This is a genomic window from Streptomyces sp. SP17BM10 (genome assembly GCF_036322405.1).
Classification (GTDB): domain Bacteria; phylum Actinomycetota; class Actinomycetes; order Streptomycetales; family Streptomycetaceae; genus Kitasatospora.
The window spans coordinates 328,816-354,154 of record NZ_JAQYXB010000661.1; the positions used below are offsets into that span (position 1 = coordinate 328,816).

Sequence of the window (25,339 nt, forward strand, 5' to 3'; positions counted from 1 at the left end):
ATGCCCGCCCAGGTCGAATGGAGCCACCCGCCGGAGAAGCGGCACGAGATCCGGACCGGAGCGGCTTCGGGACCGGCGGGAGGAACGAGAGGGAGGAGCGCGCGGCCGTGATAGAGATCCAGGGCCTCACGAAGGAGTACGAGGGCAGGCGGGTCGTCGACGATCTGTCCTTCACCGTCCGGCCCGGCGTCGTCACCGGTTTCCTCGGCCCGAACGGCGCCGGGAAGAGCACGACGATGCGCCTGGTCCTGGGTCTGGAGCGCCCGACCGCCGGCCGCGCGCTGATCGGCGGAGGTGTGCCCACCGGCGCGGACCGGGCCGGCGGCCGCCCGTACGCGGAACTGGCGGACCCGCTGCGGCAGGTGGGCGCCCTGCTCGACGCCCACGCCCTGCACGGCGGACGCACGGCACGCGGCCACCTGCGCTGGCTCGCCGCGAGCAACGGCCTGCCGCAGCGGCGGGTGGACGAGGTGCTCGCGCAGGCCGGCCTGGCCGACGCGGCCGCCCGTCGGATCCGCGGCTTCTCGCTCGGGATGCGCCAGCGGCTCGGGGTGGCCGCGGCACTGCTCGGCGACCCGCCCGTCCTGATGCTGGACGAACCGGTGAACGGCCTCGACCCCGAGGGCATCCGCTGGATCCGCACCCTGCTGCGCGGCCTCGCCGCCGAGGGTCGCGCGGTGCTGGTGTCCTCCCACCTGATGTCCGAAATGGCGCTCACCGCTGATCACTTGGTGGTGATCGGTCGCGGACGGCTGCTCGCCGACGCCCCGACGGCCGCGTTCATCGAGCGCCACGGCCGCCCCCGGATCCTGGTCCGGGCGGTGGACCCGGCCAAGCTCGCCGCGCTGCTCGGCGCCGACGGCCACGGCCTCGACGCGACCGAAGTCGACGGCGGCGCTTGGGAAGTGGCCGGCAGCGAACCCGAGCGGATCGCCGCGCTCGCCGCCGCCAACGGCGTGGTGCTGTACGAGATCACGGCCCGGCAGGACTCGCTGGAGGAGGCGTTCATGCGGATGACCGCGGACAGCGTCGAGTACCGGACGCAGGCCGTCACGTGAGCGCCAACTCGCCTGCCGGACGAGCCTTTCGATCACCACGGGCCTTCCGCGCCGAGCGGATCAAGTTCACCACCCTGCGCCCGCTCTGGATCACCCCGCTGCTGGCCGTCCTGCTGACCGCCGGCGTCACCACTGCCGTCGGAGCGGCCCTCGGCGGGAAGGACCACGACATCACCGACGACCCGGGTGTCGGGGTCTTCTACGGGCTCAACTTCGGCCAGGCGGCGCTGACCTGCTTCGGCGTGCTGCTGATCGGCCAGGAGTTCAACACCCGCATGATCGACGTGTCGCTCACGGCCGTCCCGCGACGCGGCCGGCTGTACGGCGCCAAGCTCGCGCTCGGCGCACTGGTCGGTCTCGCGGCCGGCGCCGTCGGCACGGCGGGCGCCTTCGCGGGGTACGCGCTCACCGTCCCGGCCGACTGGGCCGGACCGGCGTTCGTCCGCAGCGCGGCCGCGGGCACGCTCTACCCCGCCCTGCTGGTCGTCTTCTGCCTCGGCGTGACCACACTGCTCGGCGACCTCACCGCCGCCATGGGCCTGCTCCTGCCCACCGTGTTCCTGCTGTCGCCCCTGCTCGGCGGCGTTCCGGGGGTCCGCAGGGCGGTGCAGTTCCTGCCCGACCGGGCCGGCCAGTACGCGCTGCGGTACGCCGACGACCCGCAGATCGCGTACGGGCACTGGACCGGGCTGCTGATCACGGCACTCTGGGCCGCCCTCGCGGCGTACGGCGGCCTGCTCGCCCTGCGGCGGCCCAGGTGACACCACACGCGCTTTCGCACGAGAGGGAGACGAGGAGCACGATGAGCACGTTCGCCGACGCCCTGCGCGCCGAACGGATCAAGTTCACCACCCTGCCCTCCCAGTGGGCGGCCCCGCTGGTGGCCCTGACGCTGACCGTCGGCATCACCGCGGTCGCCGGCGCCGCCTACGGCACGGCGGACCACACCCCGGGCGGGGACCCGGCCGGGGGGATCTACTACGGCTTGCTGTTCGGCCACGTCGCCGTCGCCTGCCTCGGAATCCTGCTGATCGGGCAGGAGTTCAACACCCGCATGATCGGCGGCTCGCTCGCCGCCGTCCCGCGACGCGGCCGGCTGTACGGCGCCAAGCTCGCGCTCGGCGCAGGGCTGGGACTGCTGCTCGGACTGGTCTCGGCGGCGGGCTCCTTCCTCGCCGTCGGCGCCACCGCCGGCCTGGACCCGTCGACTCCGGGCCTGCTCCGCAGCTTCCTGGCGGGCGTGCTGTACCACCCGATGCTGGTGCTGATCTGCCTCGGCCTGACCGCGATGCTGGGCAACCTCAGCGCCGCGCTCGGCGTGATCCCGGCCATGGTGTTCCTCGGCACGACCTGGCTCGCGGCGATCCCGGGCGTGCGCGAGGCCGGCCAGTTCCTCCCCGACCGCGCGGGCCTGTACGCGATGCGCACCGGGCCCGAGCCGGGCGTCCACTACGGCCACTGGACGGGCCTGCTGATCATGGCCCTGTGGACGGCGGCCGCCGTCCACGGCGGACTGCGGGCGATGCGGCGGTACGAGACACCTGGTCATTAGCAACTTCAGGGTTGCACGTCGCGCGATCGATGTGCAACCCTGGCCTTGCACGTCACGGCACCGGACGGGAGAGATCCACAGCGTGGTCAACGACAGCATCGAGCGCGAGATCGTCATCGCGGCACCCCGCGAGCGGGTCTGGGAGATCCTCACCCGGGCCGAGTTCCTGGGCGCCTGGTTCGGCAGCGGCGCCCCGGCCGAGATCGACCTGCGGCCGGGCGGGCGCATGGTCTTCGACCACGGGGTGCACGGCATGCTGCCCGCCCGGATCGAACAGGTGGAGCGGCCCACGGAGTTCTCCTACCGCTGGTCGCAGGGCGCGCCGGGCGAGGAGCCCGTCGACGGCACCTCCACGCTGGTCCGGTTCACCCTCACGACCGTGCCCGGCGGGACCCTGCTGCGGATGGTGGAGAGCGGGTTCGGCACCCTGACCATGCCGGTCGAAGCCGCCGCGGCCCGCCACGAGCAGAACGGTGCCGGATGGGACCGCAAGCTTCCCGAACTGGCCCTCCACGTCGAGAAGTTGCCCGCGTGACACCGGAGCTGGGAAACGAGCCGGTCGTGGCGGTCCTGGCCGCGCTGGCCGAGCCCACCCGGCGGCACGTCCTCGACGCCCTCGCGGCCCGGGGCACGGCGACCGCCACCGAGCTCGCCGCCGGCCTCCCCGTCACCCGGCAGGCGGTCGTCAAGCACCTCGCCGTCCTCGACCAGGCCGGCCTCGTCACCGCCCATCGCGCCGGACGCGAGGTCCGCTACCGGCCGGCCCCCGACGCGCTCGCAGCCACCGCCCGCTGGATGGCCGACCTGGCCGACGCCTGGGACCAGCGGCTCCTGGCCGTCAAGCACCTCGCGGAGGGGACGGCGGCGGAGTGACCGCCGACGGATGACAGATGACAGCGAACAGATAACAGATTTCGAAATCTGTTATCTGTTCGCTGTCATCTGTCAGCGCGTCCAGCCGGTCGGCGACCCAGCCGTCAACGTCTTCGCCCGACCGAGCCGGCTGACGGCGCCGAGGACGAGAACGAGAACGAGGCGTGATTCCCGGCCCGCTCGCGGACCCGATCGTGAACGGCCGGAGTACGCGTCAGCTGACCCGACTACCCACCGCCAGGGTCAGTTCAAGGACCCGGTGCGGCGATGCGAGATCCGGAAACAGCTCCCGCAGCTGCGACATCCGGTACCGGACCGTCTGGGGATGGACGAACAACGCCGCCGCCACCTCGTCCCGCCTGCCCTGGTGCAGCAGCCACGCCCGCAACGTCTCCTCCAGCCGCCGTGCGGTCGCGACGGGCAAGGGCCGCAACGGTGCGAGGGCTCGGGCACGCAGGTCCGCGAACGCGTCCACGTCGGCGCTCAGCACCAGCTCGGGCAGGTGCTCCTCGGTGTCGCGGATATCAGAGGAGAGGGAGCGCGCGCGTACGGCTCGGGCGTACGAGGCGGACGCACGGGTCCATGGCCGCGCCGGGCCGACCACGGCGGTGCGGTCGGTCAGCTGCCGCAAGAGGTGTGATCGGTCGGCATCGGGGACGAGCAGCACACCGGAGGCGTCCGGCTGGTCGTCGAGGACGAGAGTGCTCGGGTCGAGCGCACGGTAGGCGGGCCGGGCCTGGGCGGCGGGCAGCAGGACCGCGGTCAGCGAAACCGGGGGCTGCCACCCGGCCCGTTGCGCAGAGGCCAGCAGCACGTCCGGGCTCGCACCGGCGAGGAGGTCGCGGGCCAGGTGTTCCAGGTGGCGCTCGTGGGCCCTGCCCCGGGCGGCCAGCTCGTCGGCATGGCCCGCGGCGCTCGCGGCGGAGAGCTCGTCGATGTAGGCGAAGGTCAGCTCGGCGAACTTGGCGACCTCGGCGGCGGGCAGACCTGCGGGTACGGCACCCGCCGCCAGGCACCGCCAGGCCACGCGGGCGCCGACGCGGTAGGCGCTGAGCAGGGCGTCCATCGAACGGCCGTCTCGCACCTCGCCGCGGCCCAGCTCGTAGGCCGCGTCACCGGCGTCGCCACCCGTGGCGTTCCCGCTCGCGAGGTCCAGGTAGTGCCCCAGGGCGGTGCGGACCGCTCGGCGGATGGTGGCGCCCATGTGGCCCGAAAGGGCGTTGGCATAGGGCGGGACCTCGTCGATGATCGCCTCGACGACCTCGTCGGCGGTGGCCGTCAGCTCGGCCCGAAGCGCGGTGACCGTCGTCTCATCGAGGACCAGCTCGCTGGCCCTGCGGATGGCATGGCTCACGTTTTTGTTCCCTACGAACAATTCACCCGACCAGATTTACGTCCTACGGTCAGGACTTTACGCCCTGAGGCGCAGCAAGCTGGAGTCATGACGAGTGCAGCCCTCCGCAGCAGGGCATGGAAACTGCTGGAGATGGTCACGACGCCGCTGCTGCCGTCGGACTACCTCGACCTGGTCAGCCCGCTGCGTGCGGGCGCCGACCTGCGTGGGCGCATCGAGGCCGTGCACCCCGAGACGGGTGACGCCGCGACCGTCGTGATCAGGCCGGGACGGGGCTGGCGCGGCCACACGGCCGGTCAGTACGTGCGGATCGGGGTCGACGTCGACGGGCGGCGCCTGTGGCGTGCCTACTCCCTCACCTCACCCACGGACCGCCGGGACGGCCGCATCACGATCACCGTGAAGGCGATCCCGGACGGCAAGGTCAGCAACCACCTGGTCCACCGGGCGACACCCGGCACGCTGGTCCAGCTCGACCAGCCGACCGGTGACTTCGTGCTGCCGCGGGCCACGCCCGCCAAGGTGCTCTATCTGACGGCCGGCAGCGGCATCACGCCCGTGATGGGCATGCTGCGCGACCTCGAGTTCGACGACGTCGTCATGGTCCACTGCGCGCCACAGCCGCGAGACGTGATCTTCCGCAACGAACTGCACGAGCTGGTCGCGGACGGGAAGCTGCGCCTCACCGAGGTGCACACCGACACGGACGGCAGGCTCGACGTCGCCCGTCTCGGCGAACTCGTGCCCGACTGGGCCGAGCGCGAGACCTGGGCCTGCGGGCCGGGGGGCCTGCTCGACGCCGCAGAGGAGCACTGGACCGAGCACGGCGTCCAGGAGCGCCTGCACACCGAACGCTTCCGCCCCCGCATCGTCGTCGCCGGCGACGGCGGCCACGGCGGCGAGGTCACGTTCAGCACCACCGGCACGACCGTCGACGCGGACGGCGCCACGCCGTTGCTGGACATCGGCGAGGAGGCGGGCGTGCTGATGCCCTCCGGGTGCCGCATGGGCATCTGCTTCGGCTGCGTCACGCCGCTCAAGGCGGGCGCCGTCCGCGACCTGCGCACCGGCGAGATCACCGAGGCCGAGCCGGGCGTCCTCATCCAGACCTGCGTGTCCGCCGCGGCGGGCCCCTGCGACATCGAACGGTAGAAGCGCCTTGACCGCCATCGACCCCACCGCCCACCTGACCGCCGAGCAGATCGAGGAGCTCGGCCGCGAGCTGGACGCGATCCGCGACGAGGTGCTCGCCAACCGCGGCGAGCAGGACGCCGCCTACATCCGCAAGGTCATCTCGGCGCAGCGCAAGCTCGAGCTGGTCAGCAGGGGCGTGCTGCTGTTCTCGATCTTCCCGCCCGCGTGGCTGCTCGGCACCGCCGGCCTGTCCGTGGCGAAGATCATGGACAACATGGAGATCGGCCACAACGTCCTGCACGGCCAGTGGGACTGGATGCGGGACCCGAAGATCCACTCCACCACCTGGGAGTGGGATCACGTCTCGCCGTCCGACCAGTGGAAGCACTCGCACAACGAGCTGCACCACACCTACACCAACGTGATCGGCAAGGACAACGACCTCGGCTACGGCATCATGCGCGTCGACGAGGACCAGAAGTGGCGCCCGTTCCACCTCGGCCAGCCGCTGTGGAACCTCATCAACGCCTGCTTCTTCGAGTACGGCATCGCGGCGTACGACCTGGAGCTCGGGAAGAACCTGCACAAGAGCCGCCGCAAGAACCCGGAGTTCCGCGCGCGGGCCAAGGCCGTGGGCCGCAAGATCCGCAAGCAGGTGCTCAAGGACTACGTGATCCACCCGCTGCTCTCAGGCCCGTCGTTCCTCACCACACTCGCCGCCACGTTCACCGCGAACCTGGTCCGCAACATCTGGACCCACTCCGTGATCATGTGCGGGCACTTCCCCGAGGGCGTACAGGTCTTCGAGCGCCAGTCGATCAAGGGTGAGACGCGCGGCCAGTGGTACCTGCGCCAGATGATGGGCTCGGCGAACATCAGCGGCAGCAGGGCCATGCACTTCATGACCGGCAACCTGTCGCACCAGATCGAGCACCACCTGTTCCCGGACCTGCCGAGCAACCGCTACGCCGAGGTCGCGGTGAAGGTGCGCGCGCTGTTCGAGAAGTACGAGCTGGAGTACGTCACCGGGCCGCTGCCCAAGCAGGTGTTCTCCGCGTGGCACAAGGTCTTCCGGCTCTCGCTGCCGACCAGGAAGCCCAAGGTCACGAGGCCCGACCGCGAGCAGGAGCTCGTCGCGGCCTGATTCCCGGCATTGGTTCTCCGGGTGACGGCATCCGCACGGGAGCGCCGGCATGGCCCGCGACGAGATCGACGAGGAAGGCGAGGAGGAAAGCGAAGAGGAGATCGCCGCACGGATCCGGGGCGCCGGTTCATGCCGACCATCCCGCACATGGCCCGCGCGCCAGGCCCGATTCCGACCGACATGGAGACGGCACCTGGTAAGACACCATGCGCAACGCGAGATCCGAAGCCACCCCCCGAAGACGGCGAGTTCACGTCGGCCGTTCGAGGCTGAACGGCGCACTACCGCGTGGTGAAGGCGCCTCCGTTGACGTGGATGGTCTGTCCGGTGATGTGCCGGGCACCAGGGGAGGCGAGGAAGTAGGCGGTCTGGGCGATGTCGTCGACCGTGCCCGCTTGCTTGTTGTGCGTCTCCTCCACCAGTGCCCGGTGGCGTTCGTCGCTCAGCCGGCCGCGAAAGAAGTTGGTGCCTGCGACATAACCCGCGGAGATGACGTTGCAGGTCGTACCTCTGGGAGCGAGCTCGGCGGACACGGAGGCGTTCCATGCCGCCAGAGCGGCCTTGGCCGCGCCGTAGGAGCCGCCACGGCGCTCGGCGCCGATCGAGCCGATGCTGATGACGGAGCTGCCGCTGGTGAACCTGTCTTGGACCGCGGCCGTGGTCAGCACCGCGGTGAGCAGGTTCTGCGCCAGGTTGGCGTGCCACTGGGCGAGCAGCGCGTCCAGGGACGCCGCGCCGTCCGAAGCCGTCTCTGGCAGGCCGCCGGCGGCGTTGACCAGGACGTCCAGGTCCCCGAGGCGGCCGGCAAGCGATGCGACCTGCCCCGGGTCGGTCGCATCGCAGACGACACCGTGCACCCCCAACTCCTCGGCGGTCGGCTCGACGGTTTCAGCGTGACGTCCGGTGATGAAGACCTCTGCCCGGGTGACGGCGAACCTTTGGGCGATGGCACGGCCGATGCCACTGGTTCCTCCGGTGACGACCACGATGCGGGTCATGAATCCTCCTGCCCCCTGCTACGTTTAGACCTAAACGTAGCCGGGATCGACGAGGAATCACACCGTGGCCGACGCCGCTGCACCAGAGGACCCGCTACCCGCCCCTTCCGCCACCGAGATCGCCGCGGCCTGGCGACGGGAGCGGCCGGGCACCCCGACCGGATCGATCGAGATCGTCACCCCCATCTGGTGGCTGGCCAAGCTCTTCACCGACGACCGCGGCCGGGCTCTGCGGGAGGCGGGGATCGATGCAGCCACCCTCGACCTGCTCTCCGTCATCCGCCGCTCAGGCCCGCCGTACACCCTCAGCACCCGCGAGATCGCCCGGCGGACACTGGTCACCGCCGGCGCGATCTCACAACGCATCGCCCGAGCCGAACGCGACGGCCTCGTCGAACGAACACCGGCAAGCACCGGCCGCCGAACCGTCCTGGTGGAACTCACGGCCGAAGGCCACGCGCTCATCGAGCGATCCGTTGACACCGTGCTCGGCCGAGAAGCCACCCTCGTCAGTTGCCTGTCGGACCACGAACGCACCGTGCTCATCGCGCTACTGCACAAACTGATGGCCGATGTCCGACGGCGCACGGCCCCCGAAGAAGGCTGAGCCCTCCGGACCCGCTATGGCCTGACGCGGCCTGACGCGGCCTGTCGTGGCCTGTCCTGATCCACTACTGCCGATGGGCCCTCGAGCGGTACGTTCACGGGCGCCGAAGGCGCGGGGTGGGGCAGTAGCGCTCGCCGCCTTCGACCGCGACGGTCGGCCCGGGGGCGATCTCGGTGAAGCCCGCGTCGCGGACCACCGGGAGGCCGCTCGCCACCAGCTCCGCCCACGTCTGCGGCGTCGGCGTCCGTACGGCCAGCGCGAAGCCGGACTCCGCCCACTCCTTGCGCTGCGCCTCGTCCAGCCGCCACCAGGCGAGCTGAGCGGCGTGCCCGGTCTGGGCCATGGTCTTGCCCGCGCTCATCTCCACGTCCGGGTTGAGCCACAGCACCGGGAGACCCGCCTCCGGGGCGCCGACCTCCTCGGTCTCCTCCAGCTCCGTCCCCGAGACCTGGAGCTTCGCGAGCTCCTTCGGCCACCCGTCCAGCGGGACCGGCGGGAACACCCGCACCTCCGCCTCCCGCCCCCGCACGGTGATCCCCGGCAGTTCACCGGCCCGGCGCCACTCCCCGCCCCGGGCCCGCCGGACCACCTTGCGGATCCGCGCGTCCTCCCACGCCACGACACGCTCGGCCCACTCCCCGTCGGGCTCGGTCACCCGCGGGTCGGCGAGCAGCGTGAGCACGGCACGGGCCGAGGTCTCCAGCGCGTCCGTCCGTCCGGGCGGCGTGGCCCGCTCCATCCGCACCACCAACGGCAGCACATACTGCGGCCGGCCGTCGCGGTCGTCGGAAGCGGGCACGGGAACGGACACGGAAGCGGGGGCGTCGAACGGAGAAGTCACCCGTCCAGCATGCCAGTCCCCCTGGTCACCCGATCACGCTGGTCACCCGGTCACCCGGTCACGGCAGGTCCCACCCGGGCACAAGCAGCGGCGGCCGCCCCGGTCACCGGCGCGGCGCTACCTCAGCCGCTGGCGCAGCTCGTCCACCGCCGCGCGGATGCCCGCGCTGTAGGCGTCCTCGGGCAGGGCGTCCAGGCTGCGGACGGCGCGCTCCAACTGCTCGCGTGCGAGGTCGGCCTCGCCCAGCTTGAGGTGGTCGGAGGCCAGGTTGAGGTGCAGCGACGGGTAGAACGCCCGCACCTGGAGCGCGGACTCGTAGGTCTGGGCCCGCTCGGCCGTCAGCGAGTCGGCGGCGGCCAGCGCCCGTCGGTCCCACTCCAGTTCGGCCCGCGGGTCGTCCTGGAGGTCGGCCAGGTAGTGGGCGAGCACGCAGCGGTGGAAGACGTCGCCGCGCTCGCCGAGCGCCGCCCACAGTGCCTCGAAGCTGGCCCGTGCCTCCGCCGTGCGGCCGCGCTGCGCCGCCTGCACGCCGTCCAGTCCGAGCGCGATCCGGGCGAGGAGCTGGTCGTCCCCGGCCGCCGCCGGGGGCCCGTCCGGGCCTGCGGGCACGTCGCGCACATCGGATATATCGGACATGCCCGCAGCCTAGCGGCCACCCCCGGAACGCGCCGGACGGCTGGTCGGCTGGTCGGCTCGCTAGCTGGCCGGCCGGACGGCCGGTCAGCGCCGGTAGCCGCGCTGGCTGTCCCGTTCCTCCGCGTCCTCGTAGGCCAGGAACCAGCCCTCCGGATGCGTCGCCGCCAGCAGCAGCTCGGTGCGCTGCTCGGCCGCGAGCTCCGGATCGCCGTCGTCCGGCCCGTAGACCCCGAACAGCTCGTCGTGGCAGCCGTCCCAGTCGTAGTCGTACAGGTCGGCGGGCAGGTCCCCCATCATGTCGGCCACCGACTCGGGCTGCGCGCCGAGCAGCGTGCGGGCGTCGATGAGGGCCATCCGCAGCGCGATCTCCTCGGCCAGGCAGCGCGGCAGCGGCCACTCGCCGAGGGCGAGGTCGTCGGCCAGGTCGTCGAAGGACCGGGCCATCGCGCGGCGCCAGCCCCGGTGGAGGCGCCAGGTGCGCTGGGGCAGGCGGGCGAAGACCGTCCAGTCGGCGTCCTCGCCCTCGGCGACCGCGTCGTCCCCGTGCTCGTCGAGGTCGTCGTACGCGGCGTCGGCCAGCCCGAGCAGCTGGGCGTGCAGGAGGCACGCGGTGCGCGGGGTGAGGGTCCAGTCCCCGCCCGCGCCGCCGTCGTCCTCGTCGTCGCCCTCCAGCGGGAACAACTCGGCGAAGTCCGGAGCGAAGTCCTCGGTGACGCTGATCTCCAGCGTGCCACCGATCGCCTCGACGCCCGGGATCGCGGCCACCAGCCGGTCCGGGTGCAGCAGCGCGCCGAGCGCCGCGTTGGCGTCCTCGGCCACTTCGCGCAGCAGGTCGCGGCGCTGGCCGGCCGGATCGATGCCGTCGAAGTCCAGTTCCTCCACGGCCGCGATCGCCGCGGCGCGCAGCGCCGGCCAGTTCGTGATCCGCAGGCCCAGCACCACCGTCGCCTCGATCTCCTGCGCACCGGAGTCCTCCGCCGCGCCCGGCCCCTGTGGATGATCGCTTCGCTCGCCCATGGGGCTACGGTACGGCCTTTCGGCCGCCCGATCACCGGTCCGGACCAGCTTCCGGACACCTTGCCCGCCGCACCCCCGGCCACGCCTCTGTCCCTCGGACGCGCGCCGGCGCCAGGATGGGCCCCATGGCTGACATCAACGAGTACGGCGGCGGGCAGGGCCCGAACGCCGAAGTCCTGGTCGTGACCACCAACGACATTCCCGGTTTCCGCGTCGACCACGTGATCGGCGAGGTCTTCGGGCTGACCGTGCGCAGCCGGCACATCGGCAGCCAGATCGGCGCCGGACTGAAGTCGCTGATCGGCGGCGAGCTGAAAGGCCTGACGAAGACCCTGGTGGAGAGCCGCAACGAGGCGATGGAGCGGCTGGTCGAGCAGGCCAAGGCGCGCGGGGGCAACGCGGTCCTGATGATGCGCTTCGACGTGACGGCGGCGGCGGACGTCGGCACGGAGGTCTGTGCGTACGGCACGGCGGCCGTGATCTCCCCCACGACCTGATCCCGGCCGGTCCCGCCGGTCCCGCCGGTTCGGCTGCTCCGGTTGCTCCGGTTGCTCGGCTTGCTCGGGTTGCTCCGGTTGCTCCGGTTGCTCCGGTTGCTCCGGCCGCCTCCACCGCTGCGGTGCGCCGTTGGGAACACCCGCCACTCCCCCGATGTTTCAGGGGCGTGACTGTTTACGGTGCAACCAACGACGAGGGGCAGCGGCGCGTGGACGTCCTGGTGGTGGGCGCCGGGCAGGCGGGCCTGTCCGCCGCCTACCACCTGCGCCGCCGCGGCTTCGCCCCCTACCGGGCGGACGCCGACGGCGGCTTCGTCGTGCTCGACGCCGGGAGCGGTCCGGGCGGCGCGTGGGCGCACCGCTCGCCGTCCCTGCGGATGGCGACCGTGCACGGCTTCCACGACCTGCCCGACGCCGAGCTGCCCGCGCCCGACCCGTCCTCCCCCGCCCGCGAGGTCGTGCCGGGGTACTTCGCGGCGTACGAGGCGCGGCACGCGCTCCCTGTCGTGCGCCCCGTCACCGTCCACGCGGTGCGCGCCGAGGCGGACCGGCCGGACTCCCGCCTGCTGGTCGAGACCGACCACGGCACCTGGTCGACGCGGGCGCTGATCAACGCCACCGGCACCTGGACCCGTCCGTTCCTGCCGCACTACCCGGGCCACTTCGCCGGGCGGCAGCTGCACTACGTCGAGTACGGCGGGCCGGGGGAGTTCGCCGGGAAGCGGGTGCTGGTGGTGGGCGGCGGGGCATCCGCGATCCAGGTGCTGTCGGAGGTCGCGGCGGTCGGCGAGACGGTGTGGGTCACCCGGACCCCGCCGGTCTTCCACGAGGGACCCTTCACCCCCGAGTACGGGCGCGCGGTGGTCGCGAAGGTCGAGGAACGGGTCCGTCAGGGGCTGCCGGTGCGCAGCGTGGTGAGCGTGACCGGGCTCGGCCCGTCCGTCGCGTACCGACGGGCCGAGGAACTGGGCGCGCTGCAGCGCCGGCCGATGTTCGACCGGCTCACCGAGCACGGAGTCGCCTGGGGGGACGAGGAGTTGGCCGTGGACGCGATCGTGTGGGCGACCGGCTTCCGCCCCGAGGTCGGGCACCTCGCCCCGCTCGGGCTGCGCTCCCCCGGCGGTGGCATCGCCGTCACCGGGACGCGGGCCACCGCCGATCCGCGCGTCCACCTCGTCGGCTACGGCCCGTCGGCGAGCACGGTCGGCGCCAACCGGGCCGGGCGCGCCGCCGTCAACGACCTGGTCCGCCTCCTCGGCGACCCGGCGAGGCATCCCGACCCGGTCGGGGTCTGACGGGGCCGGCCCTTGACGGAGGCGGCCTCTTACGGGGTCGGCGGGGTCGGCGAGGTCGGCGTCTGACGCCGTCGGGGCCTGGCGCCGTCGGGGCCTGGCGCCGTCGGGGTCTGCCCCGGTCCGGCCGCGATACCGGCGGCGGCCGGGCCGCAGCTCACGCGTCAGCGGTCGTAGTCCACCGTCACCCGGTCCGTCACCGGGCGGGCCTGGCAGGTCAGGACGTAGCCGGCGCTCACTTCCTTCTCCTCCAGCGCGAAGTTGCGGCGCATCTCCACCTCGCCGTCGGTGACGAGCGCACGGCACGTGCCACACACGCCGCCTTTGCAGGCGAACGGCAGGTCGGGGCGGGAGCGCTGGGCGCCGTCGAGGATCGAGCGGTCGCGCGGGAGGGAGAGCGTGCTGCCGCGCCCGTCGAGGACGACGGTGACCTCGCTGTGCGCGCCGTCCGCCCGGGCGTCCGCCGCGTCGGGGTCGTCGGCGCGCTCGGTGACCGGCTCGTCCTCGGCGTGGAACAGCTCCTGGTGGACGCGCTCACCCGGCACGCCCAGCTCGGCGAGCAGATCCTTCGTCCCGGCGACCATGCCGAACGGCCCGCACAGCCACCAGTGCCCGACCCGCTCGACGTCCACGAGGGCTGCGAGCAGCGCGCGAACCCGCTCGGGGTCCAGGCGGCCGCTGAGGAGTTCGGCGTCCCTGGTCTCCCGGGACAGCACGTGGACCAGCTGGAAGCGGCCGAGGTAGCGGTCCTTCAGGTCGGCCAGCTCGTCGGCGAACATGACGGTGTCGCTGCGCCGGTTGCCGTAGAGGAGGGTGACGGTGGAGGCGCGGTCGGCGGCCAGCACCGACGCGGCGATCGACAGCATCGGGGTGATGCCGGAACCGGCCGCGAGCAGCACGTGGTCGGCGGGGACGCCGAGTTCGGGGCTGAACAGGCCGGTGGGCGTGAGCACCTCGAGCTCGTCGCCGACCCGGGCCTCGCGCACCAGTCGGCGCGAGAACAGACCGCCCGGCACCTCGCGGACGGCGATCCGCAGCGGGCCGCCGACGGGGGCGCAGATCGAGTACGAGCGGCGCTCGTCGCAGCCGTTCACCTCCTGGCGCAGCGTCAGCGTCTGCCCGGGCCGGAACGCGTACGCGGCGGCGAGGCCGTCCGGCACGGCGAAGGTCACCGCGACGGCGTCCTCGCAGAGCCGCTCGATCCCGGCGATCCGCAGGCGGTGGAAGGCGGGGCGGCGGGCGGCCGCGGCGGGCGCCGCACCTGACTCGGCTCTCGTCTCCTCGCTGGTGTCGGCGCCGATCTCCGTACGGGTCTCCGTACTGGTCTCCGTGCTGGCGGCGGGCATTCAGATCTCCTTGACGCGTTCGAACGGCTCGCGGCAGGCGCGGCAGCGCCACAGGGCCTTGCAGGCGGTGGAACCGAACCGGGACAGCTCCTCCGTGTCGGCGCTCCCGCACTGCGGGCACGGCACGGGGGCGGCGGGGGCGGCCGTCCGGGTGGGGCCCAGGGCGAGCGCGACCGGCGCGGCGGCAACGGCCCCCGCTCCGGCCCCCGCGCCCGGACGCGGCGGGGCGATGCCGGCCTCGGCGAGCTTGCGGCGGCCCTCGGTGGTGATCATGTCGGTGGACCAGGGCGGGTCGAGCCGCAGCCGGACCCGCACGTCCCGGTAGCCGGCCGCCCGCAGGCGGCGGTCGACGTCGGCGGCCATCTCGGCGACGGCCGGGCAGCCCGAGTAGGTCGGGGTCAGCCAGGCGGTCACCGCGCCCGTGGCGCCGTCCACCTCGACGCCGGCCAGTACGCCCAGGTCGGCCAGGGTGAGCATGGGCAGCTCCGGGTCCGGGACGGCCGCGGCGACCGCGCGGGCCAGGTCCCGGACGGTGGGCTCCGCCGGCGCGCCGACCGACACGTCCGCCAACCCGTCCGCCGGCGCACCCGTAGGCACGCCCGCCGACACGCCCGCGCCGGTCACCACGTCGCCCCCGGGTGGGCGCGGGCCACCACCTGGAGCTCCGCGAGCAGCGGGCCCAGCACCTCCGTGTGCACGCCGTCGCGGCCCGCGCGGCCCAGGACGGTGGCCAGCGGCGGCACCTCCGGCACGGTCAGCCCGGCCTCGGCGAGGACGGCGGCGAGCGAGCGCAGCACCGGTTCGCGCAGCGCCGCCGGGTCGGCGCCCACGCGCAGTTCCACCGGGTGCGCGGTGAACAGCTCCTCCAGCAGCGGCCACACCGCGTCCAGCCCGGCCTGCATGCGCGCCGACGAGTACGGCGTGCCGTCACCGAGGCGCAGCGTCCAGGCGGTCGCGTACTCGCGGTGGTACGCCAGCTCCTTGACGCCGCGCGCGGCGACGGCCGCGAGCACCGGGTCCGGGTGGTCGCTCAGCGCCTCGTACAGCGCGCCACGGGCGGTCGCGAACACGAGCAGGCGGGCGACCGAGTACGCGAAGTCGCCGTTCGGCGTCTCGACCAGGCGGACGTTGCGGAACTCGTGCTCCTCGCGCCAGTACGCGAAGTCGTCCTCGGTGCGCCCGGTGCCGTCCGCCTGGCCGGCCCGGCTGAGCAGCAGGCGGGCCTGGCCGAGCAGGTCGAGGCCGAGGTTGGCGAGCGCGACCTCCTCCTCCAGCTCGGGCGCGCGGGTGCACCACTCGATCAGCCGCTGGGAGAGGATCAGGGCGTCGTCGCCGAGCATCAGGCAGTAGGCGGCGAGGTCGGCGCCGTCCACGCCCTCGGGCAGGGCGGTGTCCACGCCGAGCAGCGGGTCGGCGAAGCCCGTGCCGTACGCCCAGCGGCCCTCGCCCTCGGGGCCGGGGGCGGCCTCGGAGAGGCTGAGGTAGACGTGGTCGTCGTCCGCCGAGGCGCCGTGGACGGCGGTGGTGGCGGGCGCGGTGCCGGCGGGTGCGGTGTGGTCGTGCACGGTGGTTCCCCCGTCAGATGTGCGGGACATCCTCGGGGATGTCGTAGAAGGTCGGGTGGCGGTAGACCTTGTCGCCGCTGGGCTCGAAGAACGGGTCCCGCTCGTCCGGGGTGGAGGCCGTGATCGCGTCGGAGCGGACCACCCACAGGCTCACGCCCTCGTTGCGGCGGGTGTAGAGGTCGCGGGCGGCGAGCAGGGCCATCCGGTCGTCGGAGGCGTGCAGCGAACCGACGTGGACGTGGTTCAGGCCGCGCCGGGGGCGCACGAACACCTCGTACAGCGGCCAGCCGGCCTTGCCGGCGTCGTCGACGTTGGACTCGGTCACTTTCCGTTCTCCTGTTCGGTGCTGCTGGGCTGCTGCTCGGCGGGCCGGGTTCCCGTGGCCCGGTGCTCGACGGCGCGCTTCTCGCCGGCGGCCTTCTCGGCGGCGCGCTTCTGCGCGTAGGCGGCGGCCGCCTCACGGACCCAGACACCGTCCTCGTGGGCGGCCCGGCGGCGCTCGACGCGCTGGGCGTTGCACGGGCCCTGGCCCTTGATCACGCGGGTCAGCTCGGCCCAGTCGGGCTCGCCGAAGTCCCAGCCGCCGCGCTCCTCGTTCCAGTGCAGCTCGGGGTCGGGGAGGGTGACGCCGAGGTGCTCGGCCTGCGGGACGGTCATGTCCACGAAGCGCTGGCGCAGCTCGTCGTTGGTGTGGCGCTTGATCCGCCAGGCCATCGACCGGGCCGTGTTCGGGGAGTCGGCGTCCGAGGGGCCGAACATCATCAGCGACGGCCACCACCAGCGGTCGACGGCGTCCTGGACCATCCGGCGCTGGGCCTCGGTCCCGCGCATGAGGGTCATGAGCAGCTCGTAGCCCTGGCGCTGGTGGAAGGACTCCTCCTTGCAGACCCGGACCATCGCGCGGGCGTACGGGCCGTAGCTGCAGCGGCAGAGCGGGACCTGGTTGCAGATCGCGGCGCCGTCGACCAGCCAGCCGATCACGCCGACGTCGGCGAAGGTGAGGGTCGGGTAGTTGAAGATCGAGGAGTACTTCTGGCGGCCGGAGATCAGCTTCTCGGTCAGCTCGGCGCGGTCGACGCCGAGGGTCTCGGCGGCGGCGTAGAGGTAGAGACCGTGGCCCGCCTCGTCCTGGGCCTTGGCGAGGAGGATCGCCTTGCGGCGCAGCGACGGGGCGCGGGTGAGCCAGTTGCCCTCGGGCTGCATGCCGATGATCTCGGAGTGCGCGTGCTGGGCGATCTGGCGGATCAGGGTCGCCCGGTAGGCGTCGGGCATCCAGTCGCGGGGCTCGATCCGCTGCTCGGCGGCGATCACCGCCTCGAACTGGTCCTCCTGCGTCTGCGCGGGGACCGGCTCGGCCACCTCTGCTGTCACCACGGTCCCCTCTCGCATGCCTTCGCCGTGCGTCAACCGACTGACCGTTCGGTCGGTACCATTCTGCGCGGGGAGGCGGGGCCCTGGCAAGGGATGAAGGTGGAGGGGGAGCGGGGACGGCGGGGTGTGGGGGTGCGGGAGCTTGGGTGGATGAGGCGGGAGGGCGGCGAACAGATGACAGCGAACAGATTTCAAAATCTGTTCGCTGTCATCTGTCATCCGTTCGCCGTTATCTGTTCGCCGTCATTCGTCCACTGCCGACCGCCCGCTCTCGGCCGTCAGCCCTCCGCCCGGTCCCGCAGCCGCGGGAGCGGCACCGCGAGGAGCGCGGCGAGCAGGGCGATACGGGGAGCGAGCTGATCGATCCGGATGTACTCGTGCCGGGCGTGCGCCCCGGCGCCGACCGCGCCGAAGCCGTCCAGCGTCGGGAGCCCTCGCGAGCCGGGCAGGTTGGTGTCCCCGGCACCGCCCGCCGGACCCCCGTCGAGCTGCTGCCCCAGCACCGCCGCGAGCGACCGGACGTGCCTCAGCAGCGGGTTGCCCGAGCGCTCCGGCCACGCCGGTCGGCTCGACAGCACCTCGGTGCGCACCCGCGCCCCCGGCCGCAGAGCGGTCAGCCGGGCCAGGTTGTCGAGCGTCCGGCGCTGCGCCTCGGCGGTGGAGAAACGCAGGCCGAGCTCGGCCTCGGCCCGCCCCGCGACGACGTTGGCACGCGAACCGCCGCTGATCCGCCCGGCGTTGAGCTCCGTCCCGGGTTGGCCGGCGAGTCCGCGGACCACGACGAGCTGGTCGACGAGTTCGTCGACGGCCGACACCCCGTCGCGGGAGTCGTTACCCGCATGGGCCTCCCGTCCGGTGACGGTGAGCCGCACCCGGCTGCTGCCGCGCCTGGCGGTCTTGAGCCGACCGTCCGGGTGCGGCGGTTCGAGACCCAGGACGGCCCCGGCGCCGCGCAGTTGGCGCTCGACGAGGCGCCGCCCGTCCGGGCTGCCGACCTCTTCGTCGGACACCACGACCACCCGCACGGTGCGGTGCGGTCGTTGTCCGAGGTCGGCGAGCAGCGCGAACGCGCCTTCCAGGACGGCGAGTCCGCCCTTCATGTCGACGACGCCGGGACCGGTCAGCGTGCCGTCCCGTTCGGCGACGGGCCAGTCGGCGAGGGTGCCGACGGGCCAGACGGTGTCGTGGTGGCCGACGATGAGGAGGTGGGGCAGGCTCTCGTCCTGTCCCTCCCACTCCAGGACGAGATGGTCGCCGGCCGGTCCGGGTTCGCGGCGCGCGGTGGCCCCGGTGGCACGGAAGCCGGAGGCCAACTCCTCGGCGAGGGCGTCGAGTCGGGGAGCATCGCCGCTCGGGGACTCGATCCGGGCGAGGTCGGCGCAGCGGCGCCGGACGCCGCCGGCGAGGGTCCGGGCGCGGGTGCTGAGGGCCTGCGGGAGTCCGGGGAGGGCCGTTGTGGAGGCGGGTTGGGCAACGGCTCCGGGCCGGGCCTCGGTGGCGGGGGCCTCGGTGACGCGAGCCTCGGCGCGAACCTCGACACGGGCCTCGGACCGAACCTCGGACCGGGGCTCGCCCTCGGTGGCGCCGGGCACGATCGCCCTCCCGGTGGCCCGCACGGAGGAGGCCGCCTTGGGTGCCGGCGCGGAGGCTGCCGTGGACGTCGCCCTTGGCGCGGACTTCGGGGCGGTCGCGGCAAGTGCGGTCGCGGTGGGAGAGACCGTGGCCGATGCAGGTACGGGTGCCGCGGGTGCTGGCGCGGCCGACCCGGTCGTGGCGGACGTGGTCATGGCAGGTGCGGTCGTGGCGGACCCGGTCGTGGCGGACCCGGTCGTGGCGGACGCGGTCGTGGCGGACGCGGTCGCGCGCGGCGACCCGACGATCTGGGGACTCAACGCTCGCCTCCTCGGCCGCCGCCGGTATTCAGCGGCCGCACCGGCCGGCCGGTCCATCCGGCGTGCCGGACCCGGGCGGGTCGGGCCGGGCGGCCGCGATGGCGGGCGATCCGTCCGGACGGCCCGTCCGGCCCAAGTGCGGTGGAACGGCTGGTCGGCATGCTTGGCATTGCGTCCTCCTCGCTCGATCCGGTGGCTCCGGGTCGCCCGGTGCCCCGTGGACGGCGGCTTCGTTGCGGCGGGCGCGGAGAGCGCCCCGCAGGGAAGCCGAGATGTGAGCCTAGAAGAACCGTTCGGTTTCCTGCGAGGTGGCCCTGCTCCCAGCGTGCCGGGCCGGTCCCAGCCCCGGGCACCCGTCGGGGAGGCGGCGGACGCTCGGCGTGCGGGCCCGGTTCGGCGCGCGGACACGGTCGCCGGATCGCGTCCACCTCCACCATGGACCCGCCGCCGCGCTTCGGCAGCGCAAACCGCCAAGGCGCCGCATTTCCACGCCGGATGGGTGACCCGGGCTCAGCGCACGGTACGAATCCGGGGCGCGACCAGGGGCATCGGGGTCACCCGCCGGGCCGGGAGCCGGAGGCGGTGCCGGGACGCGCCCGGCTCAGGCGCCGTCCGCCACCAGCCCTGCGTCGCGTGCGATCAGTGCGGTCTGGACGCGGTCGCCGACGCCGAGGGCGGTGAGGATCCGGCTGACGTGCGCCTCGACGGTGCTCTCCCGCATCCCGAGGACGCCAACGATCTCGGCGTTGGAGAGTCCGTCGGCGAGTTCGCGCAGCACGTCGGTCTCGCGCGGGTGAGCCCGGCGACCCGGTTGCGGGCGGCGACGGACCGGGGCGCGGCCGCGCGGTGGTAGCGGTCGATGAGACGGCGGACGGCGGACGGGTGGAGCACGCCCTGACCGTCGGCGACGACGTGGATGGCCGGGGTGATCTCGGTCGTCGCGGTGTCCTTGAGCAGGAAGCCGTCGGCGCCCGCGGCGAGCGCCCGGTAGACGTATTCGTCCAGGTCGAAGGTGGCGAGCGCGATGACGCGCAGGGCGAGGTCCTGGACGAGCAGGTCGACGAGGCCGAGCCGGACCAGCACGTCGTCGACGACTACCCTCGTGCGGATCACGGACGTCCTCGGGCAGCGGGATCGGGGCGGGGGACGGACCGGCCGGTCCCTTTGTCCGGATCCGGTCTGCCTGGCACGGGCCCGGCCGAAACCCACCCGGCGGAATCCAGCCCTTCGGCGCCCGGCTCGGCCGAAACACGACAGTCCGGACCCCGTCCGTCCGCAGCCGTCGTGACCACTGCGACCGCTCCGACCTCGGCGGCCTGCTCGGCCTCGCCGAGCCGTTGGGCGCTGCTGCACCCGGACCGTTGCGGACCTCGACAGTGGTGGCCGGGGCCCCGATAGCCGAACCGGACGGTGACGGGCGCGGTGTCCCCGCGCTTGCGGGCGTTCGTCAGCGCCTCCTGGACCGGCCGGTGCACGGCCAGCCGGTGGGTGGTCGGGATGCTCTCGGGGTCGCCGAGGAGGGCGAGTTCGACCTCATGCCCGGCCTCGACGACCTCGCCGACCAGTGCGGTGAGATCGCGCAGGACGCCGGCGTGCAGCACGAGGAGGCTCAGGCGGTGGGCGAGTACGTCGTGCATCTCCCGTGCGATGCGGGCCTGTTCTGCGGATCTGGTCCGCTCGGCGTGCAACTCCCGTTCACGACTGAGTGTTTCGACCAGCTCGCGCAGGGTTCGAATCACGAAGCGGCGCCCGTTCCGCCAAAGTCCGACGGACAGCGCCGCGGCCTGGAAGGGGAGTTGGGATCCGGCGGTGACGACCCGGCCGACCAGCGTGTCGGGCAGTGTCGCGTCGAGGACGGAGATCGTGGCACCACCGGCGACGACTGGCCCTACCCGACCGAGACAGGCGAGGCAGTAGACGCTGCCTCGGGACGACCTTCGTCCGCGCCCTCGATTCCGGACGGACGGCCCGGAGGACGGCACCGCACCCCGGACCGCGCCCTGCGGCCGGCGAGGAGGACACGGCCGCCGGATCCGGCGAACCGACGGGCGACGCGGCTCCGGCCGCTCGATGATGGACCGGGGCCGCGCCCGGCCCCGCGATCCCGGCAGCGAGGAGCCCACGATGACCCTGTCCGTACGTGACGCCGAGGAGCGGAACCGCTTCGAGGCCTGGGTGGACGACCGCATGGCGGGCTTCGCCGAGTACCTGCGCAGCGACAACCTGGTGGTGTACCCGCACACGCTGGTCGAACGGGACTTCGAGGGACAGGGCGTCGGGGGTGCGCTGGCCCGCGCCGCCTTGGACGACGCCCGCGCCCGGAACCTGCCGGTGCTGGCGACCTGCCCGTTCATCAAGGCCTGGATGCTCCGCCACCCCGAGTACGTGGACCTCGCGTACGAGAACCGCAGCCGGGTGAGCGACTGATGGGCGGCGACGGAACCGCTGCGCGCGGCCCGAAGGCCTACGAGGCAGCGGGAATCACGGTGACGTTCGACGCGGGGATCTGCCGGCACGCCGCCGAGTGCGTGCACGGGCTGCCGGCGGTCTTCGACACCGGCCGGCGGCCGTGGATCTCCCCGGGCGCCGCGCCTGCCGGGGAGGTCGCCGAGGTCGTGCGACGCTGCCCGACCGGGGCGCTGCGCTATCGGCTCGCGGACGGTGGAGCGGAGTCGCCGGACCGGCCGACAACGGTGGTGCGGACTGCGGACGGGCGGTTGCTGCTGCGCGGTGAGCTGCGCGTGGCGGGCCCGGACGGCGCGGTGCGGGAGACGCCTCGGGCGATGTTGTGCGGCTGCGGACGCAGCGCCGAGCAGCCGCACTGCGACCGGAGCGGCGCGTGCGGGGGCGGGGGCGGGGCGGCGGGTGACGAGTAACAGATGACAGATTTCAGATAACAGATGACAGCGAACAGATTTTGAAATCTGTTCGCTGTCATGCCATAGTGGCACCCGGGTCATTTCGTCCATCGCCTCCCGGCGCCGTACCGACCCTTGGAGCCCTCATGTCTGCTTCCGACCGCACCCCGAAGCCCGCGCAGCGCGCCCTCGGCGCCTCCGGCCCCGTCACCTCCGCCCTCGGTCTCGGCTGCATGGGCATGTCCGACCTCTACGGCCCCGCCGACGAGTCCGAGAGCATCGCCACGATCCACGCCGCCCTCGACGCGGGGATCACGCTCCTCGACACCGGCGACTTCTACGGCATGGGCCACAACGAGCTGCTGATCCACGACGCCCTGCGCGGCCGCGACCGCTCGGACGTCCAGATCAGCGTCAAGTTCGGCGCCCAGCGCGACCCGGCCGGCCAGTGGGTCGGCTACGACACCAGCCCCGCCGCCACCAAGACGGCACTGGCCTACACCCTGCGCCGTCTGCGCACCGACTACGTCGACATCTACCGCCCGGCCCGCCTGGACCCGAACGTCCCGATCGAGGAGACGGTCGGCGCGATCGCGGACCTCGTCAAGGCCGGCTACGTCCGCCACATCGGCCTGTCCGAGGTCGGCGCCGACACCCTGCGCCGCGCCGCCGCCGTGCACCCGATCAGCGACCTCCAGATCGAGTACTCGCTGCTCTCCAGGTCCCCGGAGGCCGCCGTCCTCCCCACCGCCCGCGAGCTCGGCATCGGCATCACCGCCTACGGCGTGCTCTCGCGCGGCCTGCTCAGCGGCCACTGGAACTCCGACCGCAGCCTGACCGGCACCGACTTCCGCGGCCGCAGCCCGCGCTTCCAGGGCGACAACCTGACCCACAACCTCGCCCTCGTCGAGGCGCTGCGCGCCGTGGCGACGGCGAAGGGCGCGAGCGTCGCACAGGTCGCCATCGCCTGGGTCGCCTCGCGCGGCGAGGACGTCGTCCCGCTGGTGGGCGCCCGCCGCCGGGACCGCCTCACGGAGGCGCTCGGCGCGCTCGAGGTCGAGCTCACCGCCGCCGACCTCGCGGCCATCGAGGCGGCCGTCCCCGCCGGCTCGGCGGCCGGCGACCGGTACGCCGCCGACCAGATGGCCAGGCTTGACAGCGAGCGCTGACCGGCCGAACACCCCCGGCCGGACCGCCGCACGCCGCCCCCACCCCGCCCGCACCGCCGCCGCCGCCCACCCCCACGGCGGGCGGCCCTCCCGTAAGGACGTACCTCCCGTGACGACGGACACCACCCTCACCGCCGAGCAGATCCTGATCGCGGCGGAGGACGTCCTGCGGCGGTTCGGCCCGGCCAAGGCCACCGTCGTGGACGTCGCCCGGATCCTCGGCGTCAGCCACAGCAGCGTCTACCGCCACTTCCCCAGCAAGGCCGCCCTGCGCGAGGCGGTGACCCAACGCTGGCTGGACCAGGCGCACTTCGCGCTCGCGAACGTCTCGATCGAGGGCGGCCCGGCCGAGGAGCGCCTGCACCGCTGGCTGGTGACGCTCTTCGCGGCCAAGCGGAAGAAGGCCCTCGACGACCCGCAGCTGTTCGCGACCTACATGGTGCTGGTCGAGGAGAACAGCGGGACGGTCGAGGCGCACATCGAGACGATGGTCGGCCAGATCGCGCAGATCGTCCAGGACGGCATGGAGAAGGAGGAGTTCAAGCTCGCCCACATCCTGACGACGGCGCGCGCCGTCTTCGACGCCACGGCGCACTTCCACGACCCCGCCTATGCGGGCGAGTGGTCCGACCCGAAGGCGAACGAGCGCTTCGAGGCCCTCTGGACGCTCATCCTCAACGGCCTGCGCGCCAGGTGAAGGCGCACGTCCGGGCCCGGGCGGGCCGGCGCCGAAACGTAAACCGGTGGCCGGTCCGCCCGGCCTTCGGGCAGACTGCCGCGCATAGTTGATCTCACCTGGAGGACGACATGCGCGGGGACACCACCGGACCCGCTCTGGACAGCCTGCACGGCCTCGCCCTCGGCGACGCCTTCGGCGACCGCTGGTTCTCGGTGCCGCTCGACGAGGCGCCCGCCGCGTTCGCTGCGCGCCTCGCCCGGCCCGCGCCGTGGCGCTGGACGGACGACACCGCGATGGCCCTCGTCCTCGTGCGCCATCTGGCGACTCATGGCGAGGTCCGGCAGGACGTGCTGGCAAGGGACTTCGCTGCGGAGTACGCCCGCGAGTACGGGCGCAAGTACGGCCCGTCGATGCACCGGGTCCTGCGCGCCATCGGTGAGGGCGAGGACTGGCGCACCGTCACCTCGGCCCAGTTCGACGGCCAGGGCTCACACGGGAACGGCACCGCCATGCGGGTCGCACCGCTCGGCGCGTGGTTCGCGGACGACCTGGACGAGGTGGCCCGGCAGGCCGAACTCCAGGCGCTCACCACGCACTTCCACCCGGAGGCCGTCGCGGGCGCGGTGGCCGTCGCACTCGCCGCGGCGCTCGCCGCCCGCAGCCGGGGCCAGAACCCGCCCTACCGCGCCGAGTTGCTATCCGAGATCGCCGGGCGACTGCCGGACAGCGACGTGCGGTCCGGCCTGCGGATCGCCGCCCGGCTGCCGGAGCAGACCAGTGTCCGGCACGCCGCGAACGTGCTCGGCTCGGGTTTGCGGCTGTCCGCGCCGGACACCGTGCCGTTCGCGCTCTGGTCCGCCGCCGGGCACCTGGACTCGCTGCCCGACGCCATCTGGCACACCCTCGAAGGCTGGGGCGACAGGGACACCACCTGCGCCATCGCCGCCGGGGTGGTCGCCGCCCGGACCGCTCTCGCCGGTGTCCCCGCCGCCTGGCTCACCGCCCGCGAGGACCTGCCGGACTGGGTCGCCGAGTTGGCGGCGACCCTCTGAACGGCTCGACACCCGGCCGCCGGATGGCGCCGCTCGGCGGCCGTCGGGCCGGGTCACGTCAGCGCCGGGAATTGCCGAACAGCAGCCGGTAGGCGATCAGCAGCACGAGCGCGCCGCCGATAGCCGACGCCCAGGTGGCCAGGTCGAAGAAGTGCGTGGCCACCGGCCGGTGCAGGAATCGCGAGGAAATCCAGCCGCCGACGAAGGACCCGGCGATGCCGATCAGGGTCGTCACGATCAGGCCGCCCGGGTCCCGCCCCGGCAGCAGCAGCTTGGCGAGTCCTCCCGCGATCAGGCCCAGCACGATCCAGGCGACGATGCTCATGTGCCCTCCCGTTCTCCAGCGGACGGCCCCGTCCGACCGCTCTGCCCGTACGGACGCGTGAGGACGGTCCGCCGGTTCC

Annotated in this window: 28 protein-coding genes and 1 pseudogene; 15 read left to right on the forward strand and 14 right to left on the reverse strand. The window is 73.3% G+C overall.

What is annotated here, in order from left to right; genetic code table 11:
* Positions 1-107 precede the first annotated feature (107 nt).
* The 5 genes from PUR71_RS32150 (at position 108) to PUR71_RS32170 (ending at position 3,483) form a co-directional block, all read left to right on the forward strand.
* Positions 108-1,058, forward strand: coding sequence for an ATP-binding cassette domain-containing protein (locus tag PUR71_RS32150; protein ID WP_329930694.1), 951 nt, complete (start codon positions 108-110; stop codon positions 1,056-1,058).
* Complete coding sequence (locus PUR71_RS32155; protein WP_329930695.1) at positions 1,055-1,819, forward strand: ABC transporter permease; 765 nt, start codon at positions 1,055-1,057, stop codon at positions 1,817-1,819. The genes PUR71_RS32150 and PUR71_RS32155 overlap by 4 nt, the downstream gene beginning before the upstream one ends.
* A 41-nt stretch (positions 1,820-1,860) precedes the next feature.
* On the forward strand, positions 1,861-2,610 hold the full coding sequence (locus PUR71_RS32160) for a hypothetical protein (RefSeq protein WP_329930696.1): 750 nt from the start codon (positions 1,861-1,863) through the stop codon (positions 2,608-2,610).
* An 82-nt stretch (positions 2,611-2,692) separates the two neighbouring features.
* On the forward strand, positions 2,693-3,145 hold the full coding sequence (locus tag PUR71_RS32165; protein ID WP_329930697.1) for an SRPBCC family protein: 453 nt from the start codon (positions 2,693-2,695) through the stop codon (positions 3,143-3,145).
* Positions 3,142-3,483, forward strand: a complete 342-nt coding sequence (locus tag PUR71_RS32170) for an ArsR/SmtB family transcription factor (protein ID WP_329930698.1) — start codon at positions 3,142-3,144, stop codon at positions 3,481-3,483. The genes PUR71_RS32165 and PUR71_RS32170 overlap by 4 nt, the downstream gene beginning before the upstream one ends.
* Before the next feature lie 214 nt (positions 3,484-3,697).
* Here PUR71_RS32170 and PUR71_RS32175 read toward each other — a convergent pair whose 3' ends face one another.
* Complete coding sequence (locus tag PUR71_RS32175) at positions 3,698-4,837, reverse strand: PucR family transcriptional regulator (RefSeq protein WP_329930699.1); 1,140 nt, start codon at positions 4,835-4,837, stop codon at positions 3,698-3,700.
* Between the two features lie 87 nt (positions 4,838-4,924).
* Between PUR71_RS32175 and PUR71_RS32180 the strand changes: the two genes are divergently transcribed.
* Together PUR71_RS32180 and PUR71_RS32185 are read left to right on the forward strand one after the other, a co-directional pair.
* Positions 4,925-5,989, forward strand: coding sequence for a ferredoxin reductase (locus PUR71_RS32180; RefSeq protein WP_329930700.1), 1,065 nt, complete (start codon positions 4,925-4,927; stop codon positions 5,987-5,989).
* Positions 5,990-5,996: 7 nt separating this feature from the next.
* Entirely contained in the window at positions 5,997-7,115 is a 1,119-nt protein-coding gene (locus tag PUR71_RS32185) for a fatty acid desaturase family protein (protein WP_329930701.1), read from the forward strand.
* Positions 7,116-7,396: 281 nt separating this feature from the next.
* On the opposite strand, the gene PUR71_RS32190 is transcribed toward PUR71_RS32185, so the two are convergent.
* Positions 7,397-8,113: an SDR family NAD(P)-dependent oxidoreductase gene (locus PUR71_RS32190; RefSeq protein ID WP_329930702.1), complete on the reverse strand. Its 717-nt coding sequence runs from the start codon at positions 8,111-8,113 to the stop codon at positions 7,397-7,399.
* A gap of 64 nt (positions 8,114-8,177) precedes the next feature.
* Here PUR71_RS32190 and PUR71_RS32195 point away from each other — a divergent pair, with 64 nt between their 5' ends.
* Entirely contained in the window at positions 8,178-8,720 is a 543-nt protein-coding gene (locus tag PUR71_RS32195; protein ID WP_329930703.1) for a MarR family winged helix-turn-helix transcriptional regulator, read from the forward strand.
* Positions 8,721-8,814: 94 nt separating this feature from the next.
* Here PUR71_RS32195 and PUR71_RS32200 read toward each other — a convergent pair whose 3' ends face one another.
* From PUR71_RS32200 to PUR71_RS32210, 3 genes are all read right to left on the reverse strand, one after another.
* Positions 8,815-9,561, reverse strand: a complete 747-nt coding sequence (locus PUR71_RS32200) for an aminoacyl-tRNA hydrolase (protein WP_329930704.1) — start codon at positions 9,559-9,561, stop codon at positions 8,815-8,817.
* A 117-nt stretch (positions 9,562-9,678) separates the two neighbouring features.
* Positions 9,679-10,197, reverse strand: a complete 519-nt coding sequence (locus tag PUR71_RS32205; protein WP_329930705.1) for a hypothetical protein — start codon at positions 10,195-10,197, stop codon at positions 9,679-9,681.
* A gap of 84 nt (positions 10,198-10,281) precedes the next feature.
* Positions 10,282-11,214: a hypothetical protein gene (locus PUR71_RS32210; RefSeq protein WP_329930706.1), complete on the reverse strand. Its 933-nt coding sequence runs from the start codon at positions 11,212-11,214 to the stop codon at positions 10,282-10,284.
* A 125-nt stretch (positions 11,215-11,339) separates the two neighbouring features.
* On the opposite strand from PUR71_RS32210, the gene PUR71_RS32215 reads away from it, so the two are divergent.
* Positions 11,340-11,711 carry a YbjQ family protein gene (locus PUR71_RS32215; protein ID WP_329930707.1) on the forward strand — a complete coding sequence of 124 codons (372 nt, stop codon included), beginning with the start codon at positions 11,340-11,342 and terminating at the stop codon, positions 11,709-11,711.
* A gap of 167 nt (positions 11,712-11,878) precedes the next feature.
* Positions 11,879-13,006 (forward strand): NAD(P)-binding domain-containing protein, encoded by a 1,128-nt coding sequence (locus PUR71_RS32220; RefSeq protein WP_329930708.1) that lies wholly within the window; start codon positions 11,879-11,881, stop codon positions 13,004-13,006.
* Positions 13,007-13,167: 161 nt separating this feature from the next.
* On the opposite strand, the gene paaE is transcribed toward PUR71_RS32220, so the two are convergent.
* From paaE to PUR71_RS41375, 8 genes and pseudogenes are all read right to left on the reverse strand, one after another.
* Complete coding sequence (gene paaE / locus PUR71_RS32225; protein WP_329930709.1) at positions 13,168-14,349, reverse strand: 1,2-phenylacetyl-CoA epoxidase subunit PaaE; 1,182 nt, start codon at positions 14,347-14,349, stop codon at positions 13,168-13,170.
* The gene (paaD, locus tag PUR71_RS32230) at positions 14,350-14,919 is read right to left on the reverse strand and encodes a 1,2-phenylacetyl-CoA epoxidase subunit PaaD (RefSeq protein WP_329930891.1); all 570 of its coding nucleotides are present in this window, start codon (positions 14,917-14,919) and stop codon (positions 14,350-14,352) included.
* Positions 14,920-14,969: 50 nt separating this feature from the next.
* Positions 14,970-15,914 carry a 1,2-phenylacetyl-CoA epoxidase subunit PaaC gene (paaC, locus tag PUR71_RS32235; RefSeq protein WP_329930710.1) on the reverse strand — a complete coding sequence of 315 codons (945 nt, stop codon included), beginning with the start codon at positions 15,912-15,914 and terminating at the stop codon, positions 14,970-14,972.
* A gap of 13 nt (positions 15,915-15,927) precedes the next feature.
* Positions 15,928-16,239: a 1,2-phenylacetyl-CoA epoxidase subunit PaaB gene (paaB, locus tag PUR71_RS32240; protein ID WP_329930711.1), complete on the reverse strand. Its 312-nt coding sequence runs from the start codon at positions 16,237-16,239 to the stop codon at positions 15,928-15,930.
* The gene (gene paaA, locus PUR71_RS32245) at positions 16,236-17,303 is read right to left on the reverse strand and encodes a 1,2-phenylacetyl-CoA epoxidase subunit PaaA (protein WP_329930712.1); all 1,068 of its coding nucleotides are present in this window, start codon (positions 17,301-17,303) and stop codon (positions 16,236-16,238) included. Before paaA ends, paaB begins: the two co-directional genes overlap by 4 nt.
* 260 nt (positions 17,304-17,563) lie before the next feature.
* Positions 17,564-18,877 carry a M20/M25/M40 family metallo-hydrolase gene (locus PUR71_RS32250; protein WP_329930713.1) on the reverse strand — a complete coding sequence of 438 codons (1,314 nt, stop codon included), beginning with the start codon at positions 18,875-18,877 and terminating at the stop codon, positions 17,564-17,566.
* 901 nt (positions 18,878-19,778) lie between these two features.
* Positions 19,779-20,290 (reverse strand): annotated as a pseudogene (locus tag PUR71_RS32255) (LuxR C-terminal-related transcriptional regulator).
* Positions 20,287-21,366: a sensor histidine kinase gene (locus PUR71_RS41375; protein WP_443077646.1), complete on the reverse strand. Its 1,080-nt coding sequence runs from the start codon at positions 21,364-21,366 to the stop codon at positions 20,287-20,289. Before PUR71_RS41375 ends, PUR71_RS32255 begins: the two are co-directional and overlap by 4 nt.
* Here PUR71_RS41375 and PUR71_RS32265 point away from each other — a divergent pair.
* The 5 genes from PUR71_RS32265 (at position 21,302) to PUR71_RS32285 (ending at position 24,935) form a co-directional block, all read left to right on the forward strand.
* Positions 21,302-21,604, forward strand: a complete 303-nt coding sequence (locus PUR71_RS32265; RefSeq protein WP_329930715.1) for a GNAT family N-acetyltransferase — start codon at positions 21,302-21,304, stop codon at positions 21,602-21,604. The two genes, PUR71_RS41375 and PUR71_RS32265, sit on opposite strands and share 65 nt — an antisense overlap.
* Positions 21,604-22,053 (forward strand): (4Fe-4S)-binding protein, encoded by a 450-nt coding sequence (locus PUR71_RS32270; RefSeq protein WP_329930716.1) that lies wholly within the window; start codon positions 21,604-21,606, stop codon positions 22,051-22,053. Before PUR71_RS32265 ends, PUR71_RS32270 begins: the two co-directional genes overlap by 1 nt.
* A 128-nt stretch (positions 22,054-22,181) precedes the next feature.
* Positions 22,182-23,204, forward strand: a complete 1,023-nt coding sequence (locus PUR71_RS32275; protein WP_329930717.1) for an aldo/keto reductase — start codon at positions 22,182-22,184, stop codon at positions 23,202-23,204.
* A gap of 109 nt (positions 23,205-23,313) precedes the next feature.
* The gene (locus PUR71_RS32280) at positions 23,314-23,901 is read left to right on the forward strand and encodes a TetR family transcriptional regulator (RefSeq protein WP_329930718.1); all 588 of its coding nucleotides are present in this window, start codon (positions 23,314-23,316) and stop codon (positions 23,899-23,901) included.
* Between the two features lie 110 nt (positions 23,902-24,011).
* A complete protein-coding gene (locus PUR71_RS32285; protein ID WP_329930719.1) occupies positions 24,012-24,935 on the forward strand; it encodes an ADP-ribosylglycohydrolase family protein in 924 nt (307 codons plus the stop codon).
* A gap of 58 nt (positions 24,936-24,993) precedes the next feature.
* Here PUR71_RS32285 and PUR71_RS32290 read toward each other — a convergent pair whose 3' ends face one another.
* Positions 24,994-25,260: a GlsB/YeaQ/YmgE family stress response membrane protein gene (locus PUR71_RS32290; protein ID WP_329930720.1), complete on the reverse strand. Its 267-nt coding sequence runs from the start codon at positions 25,258-25,260 to the stop codon at positions 24,994-24,996.
* Positions 25,261-25,339: the final 79 nt, after the last annotated feature.

What these genes read in the sequence shown, in the direction of transcription:
- PUR71_RS32160 (WP_329930696.1), top strand. Translation starts at nt 1,861, where the DNA reads ATGAGCACGTTCGCCGACGCCCTGCGCGCCGAACGGATCAAGTTCACC.
- PUR71_RS32180 (WP_329930700.1), top strand. Translation starts at nt 4,925, where the DNA reads ATGACGAGTGCAGCCCTCCGCAGCAGGGCATGGAAACTGCTGGAGATG.
- PUR71_RS32190 (WP_329930702.1), bottom strand. Translation starts at nt 8,113, where the DNA reads ATGACCCGCATCGTGGTCGTCACCGGAGGAACCAGTGGCATCGGCCGT.
- PUR71_RS32205 (WP_329930705.1), bottom strand. Translation starts at nt 10,197, where the DNA reads ATGTCCGATATATCCGATGTGCGCGACGTGCCCGCAGGCCCGGACGGG.
- PUR71_RS32210 (WP_329930706.1), bottom strand. Translation starts at nt 11,214, where the DNA reads ATGGGCGAGCGAAGCGATCATCCACAGGGGCCGGGCGCGGCGGAGGAC.
- PUR71_RS32215 (WP_329930707.1), top strand. Translation starts at nt 11,340, where the DNA reads ATGGCTGACATCAACGAGTACGGCGGCGGGCAGGGCCCGAACGCCGAA.
- paaE (WP_329930709.1), bottom strand. Translation starts at nt 14,349, where the DNA reads ATGCCCGCCGCCAGCACGGAGACCAGTACGGAGACCCGTACGGAGATC.
- paaA (WP_329930712.1), bottom strand. Translation starts at nt 17,303, where the DNA reads ATGCGAGAGGGGACCGTGGTGACAGCAGAGGTGGCCGAGCCGGTCCCC.
- PUR71_RS32265 (WP_329930715.1), top strand. Translation starts at nt 21,302, where the DNA reads ATGACCCTGTCCGTACGTGACGCCGAGGAGCGGAACCGCTTCGAGGCC.
- PUR71_RS41375 (WP_443077646.1), bottom strand. Translation starts at nt 21,366, where the DNA reads ATGCGGTCGTCCACCCAGGCCTCGAAGCGGTTCCGCTCCTCGGCGTCA.
- PUR71_RS32270 (WP_329930716.1), top strand. Translation starts at nt 21,604, where the DNA reads ATGGGCGGCGACGGAACCGCTGCGCGCGGCCCGAAGGCCTACGAGGCA.
- PUR71_RS32275 (WP_329930717.1), top strand. Translation starts at nt 22,182, where the DNA reads ATGTCTGCTTCCGACCGCACCCCGAAGCCCGCGCAGCGCGCCCTCGGC.
- PUR71_RS32285 (WP_329930719.1), top strand. Translation starts at nt 24,012, where the DNA reads ATGCGCGGGGACACCACCGGACCCGCTCTGGACAGCCTGCACGGCCTC.
- PUR71_RS32290 (WP_329930720.1), bottom strand. Translation starts at nt 25,260, where the DNA reads ATGAGCATCGTCGCCTGGATCGTGCTGGGCCTGATCGCGGGAGGACTC.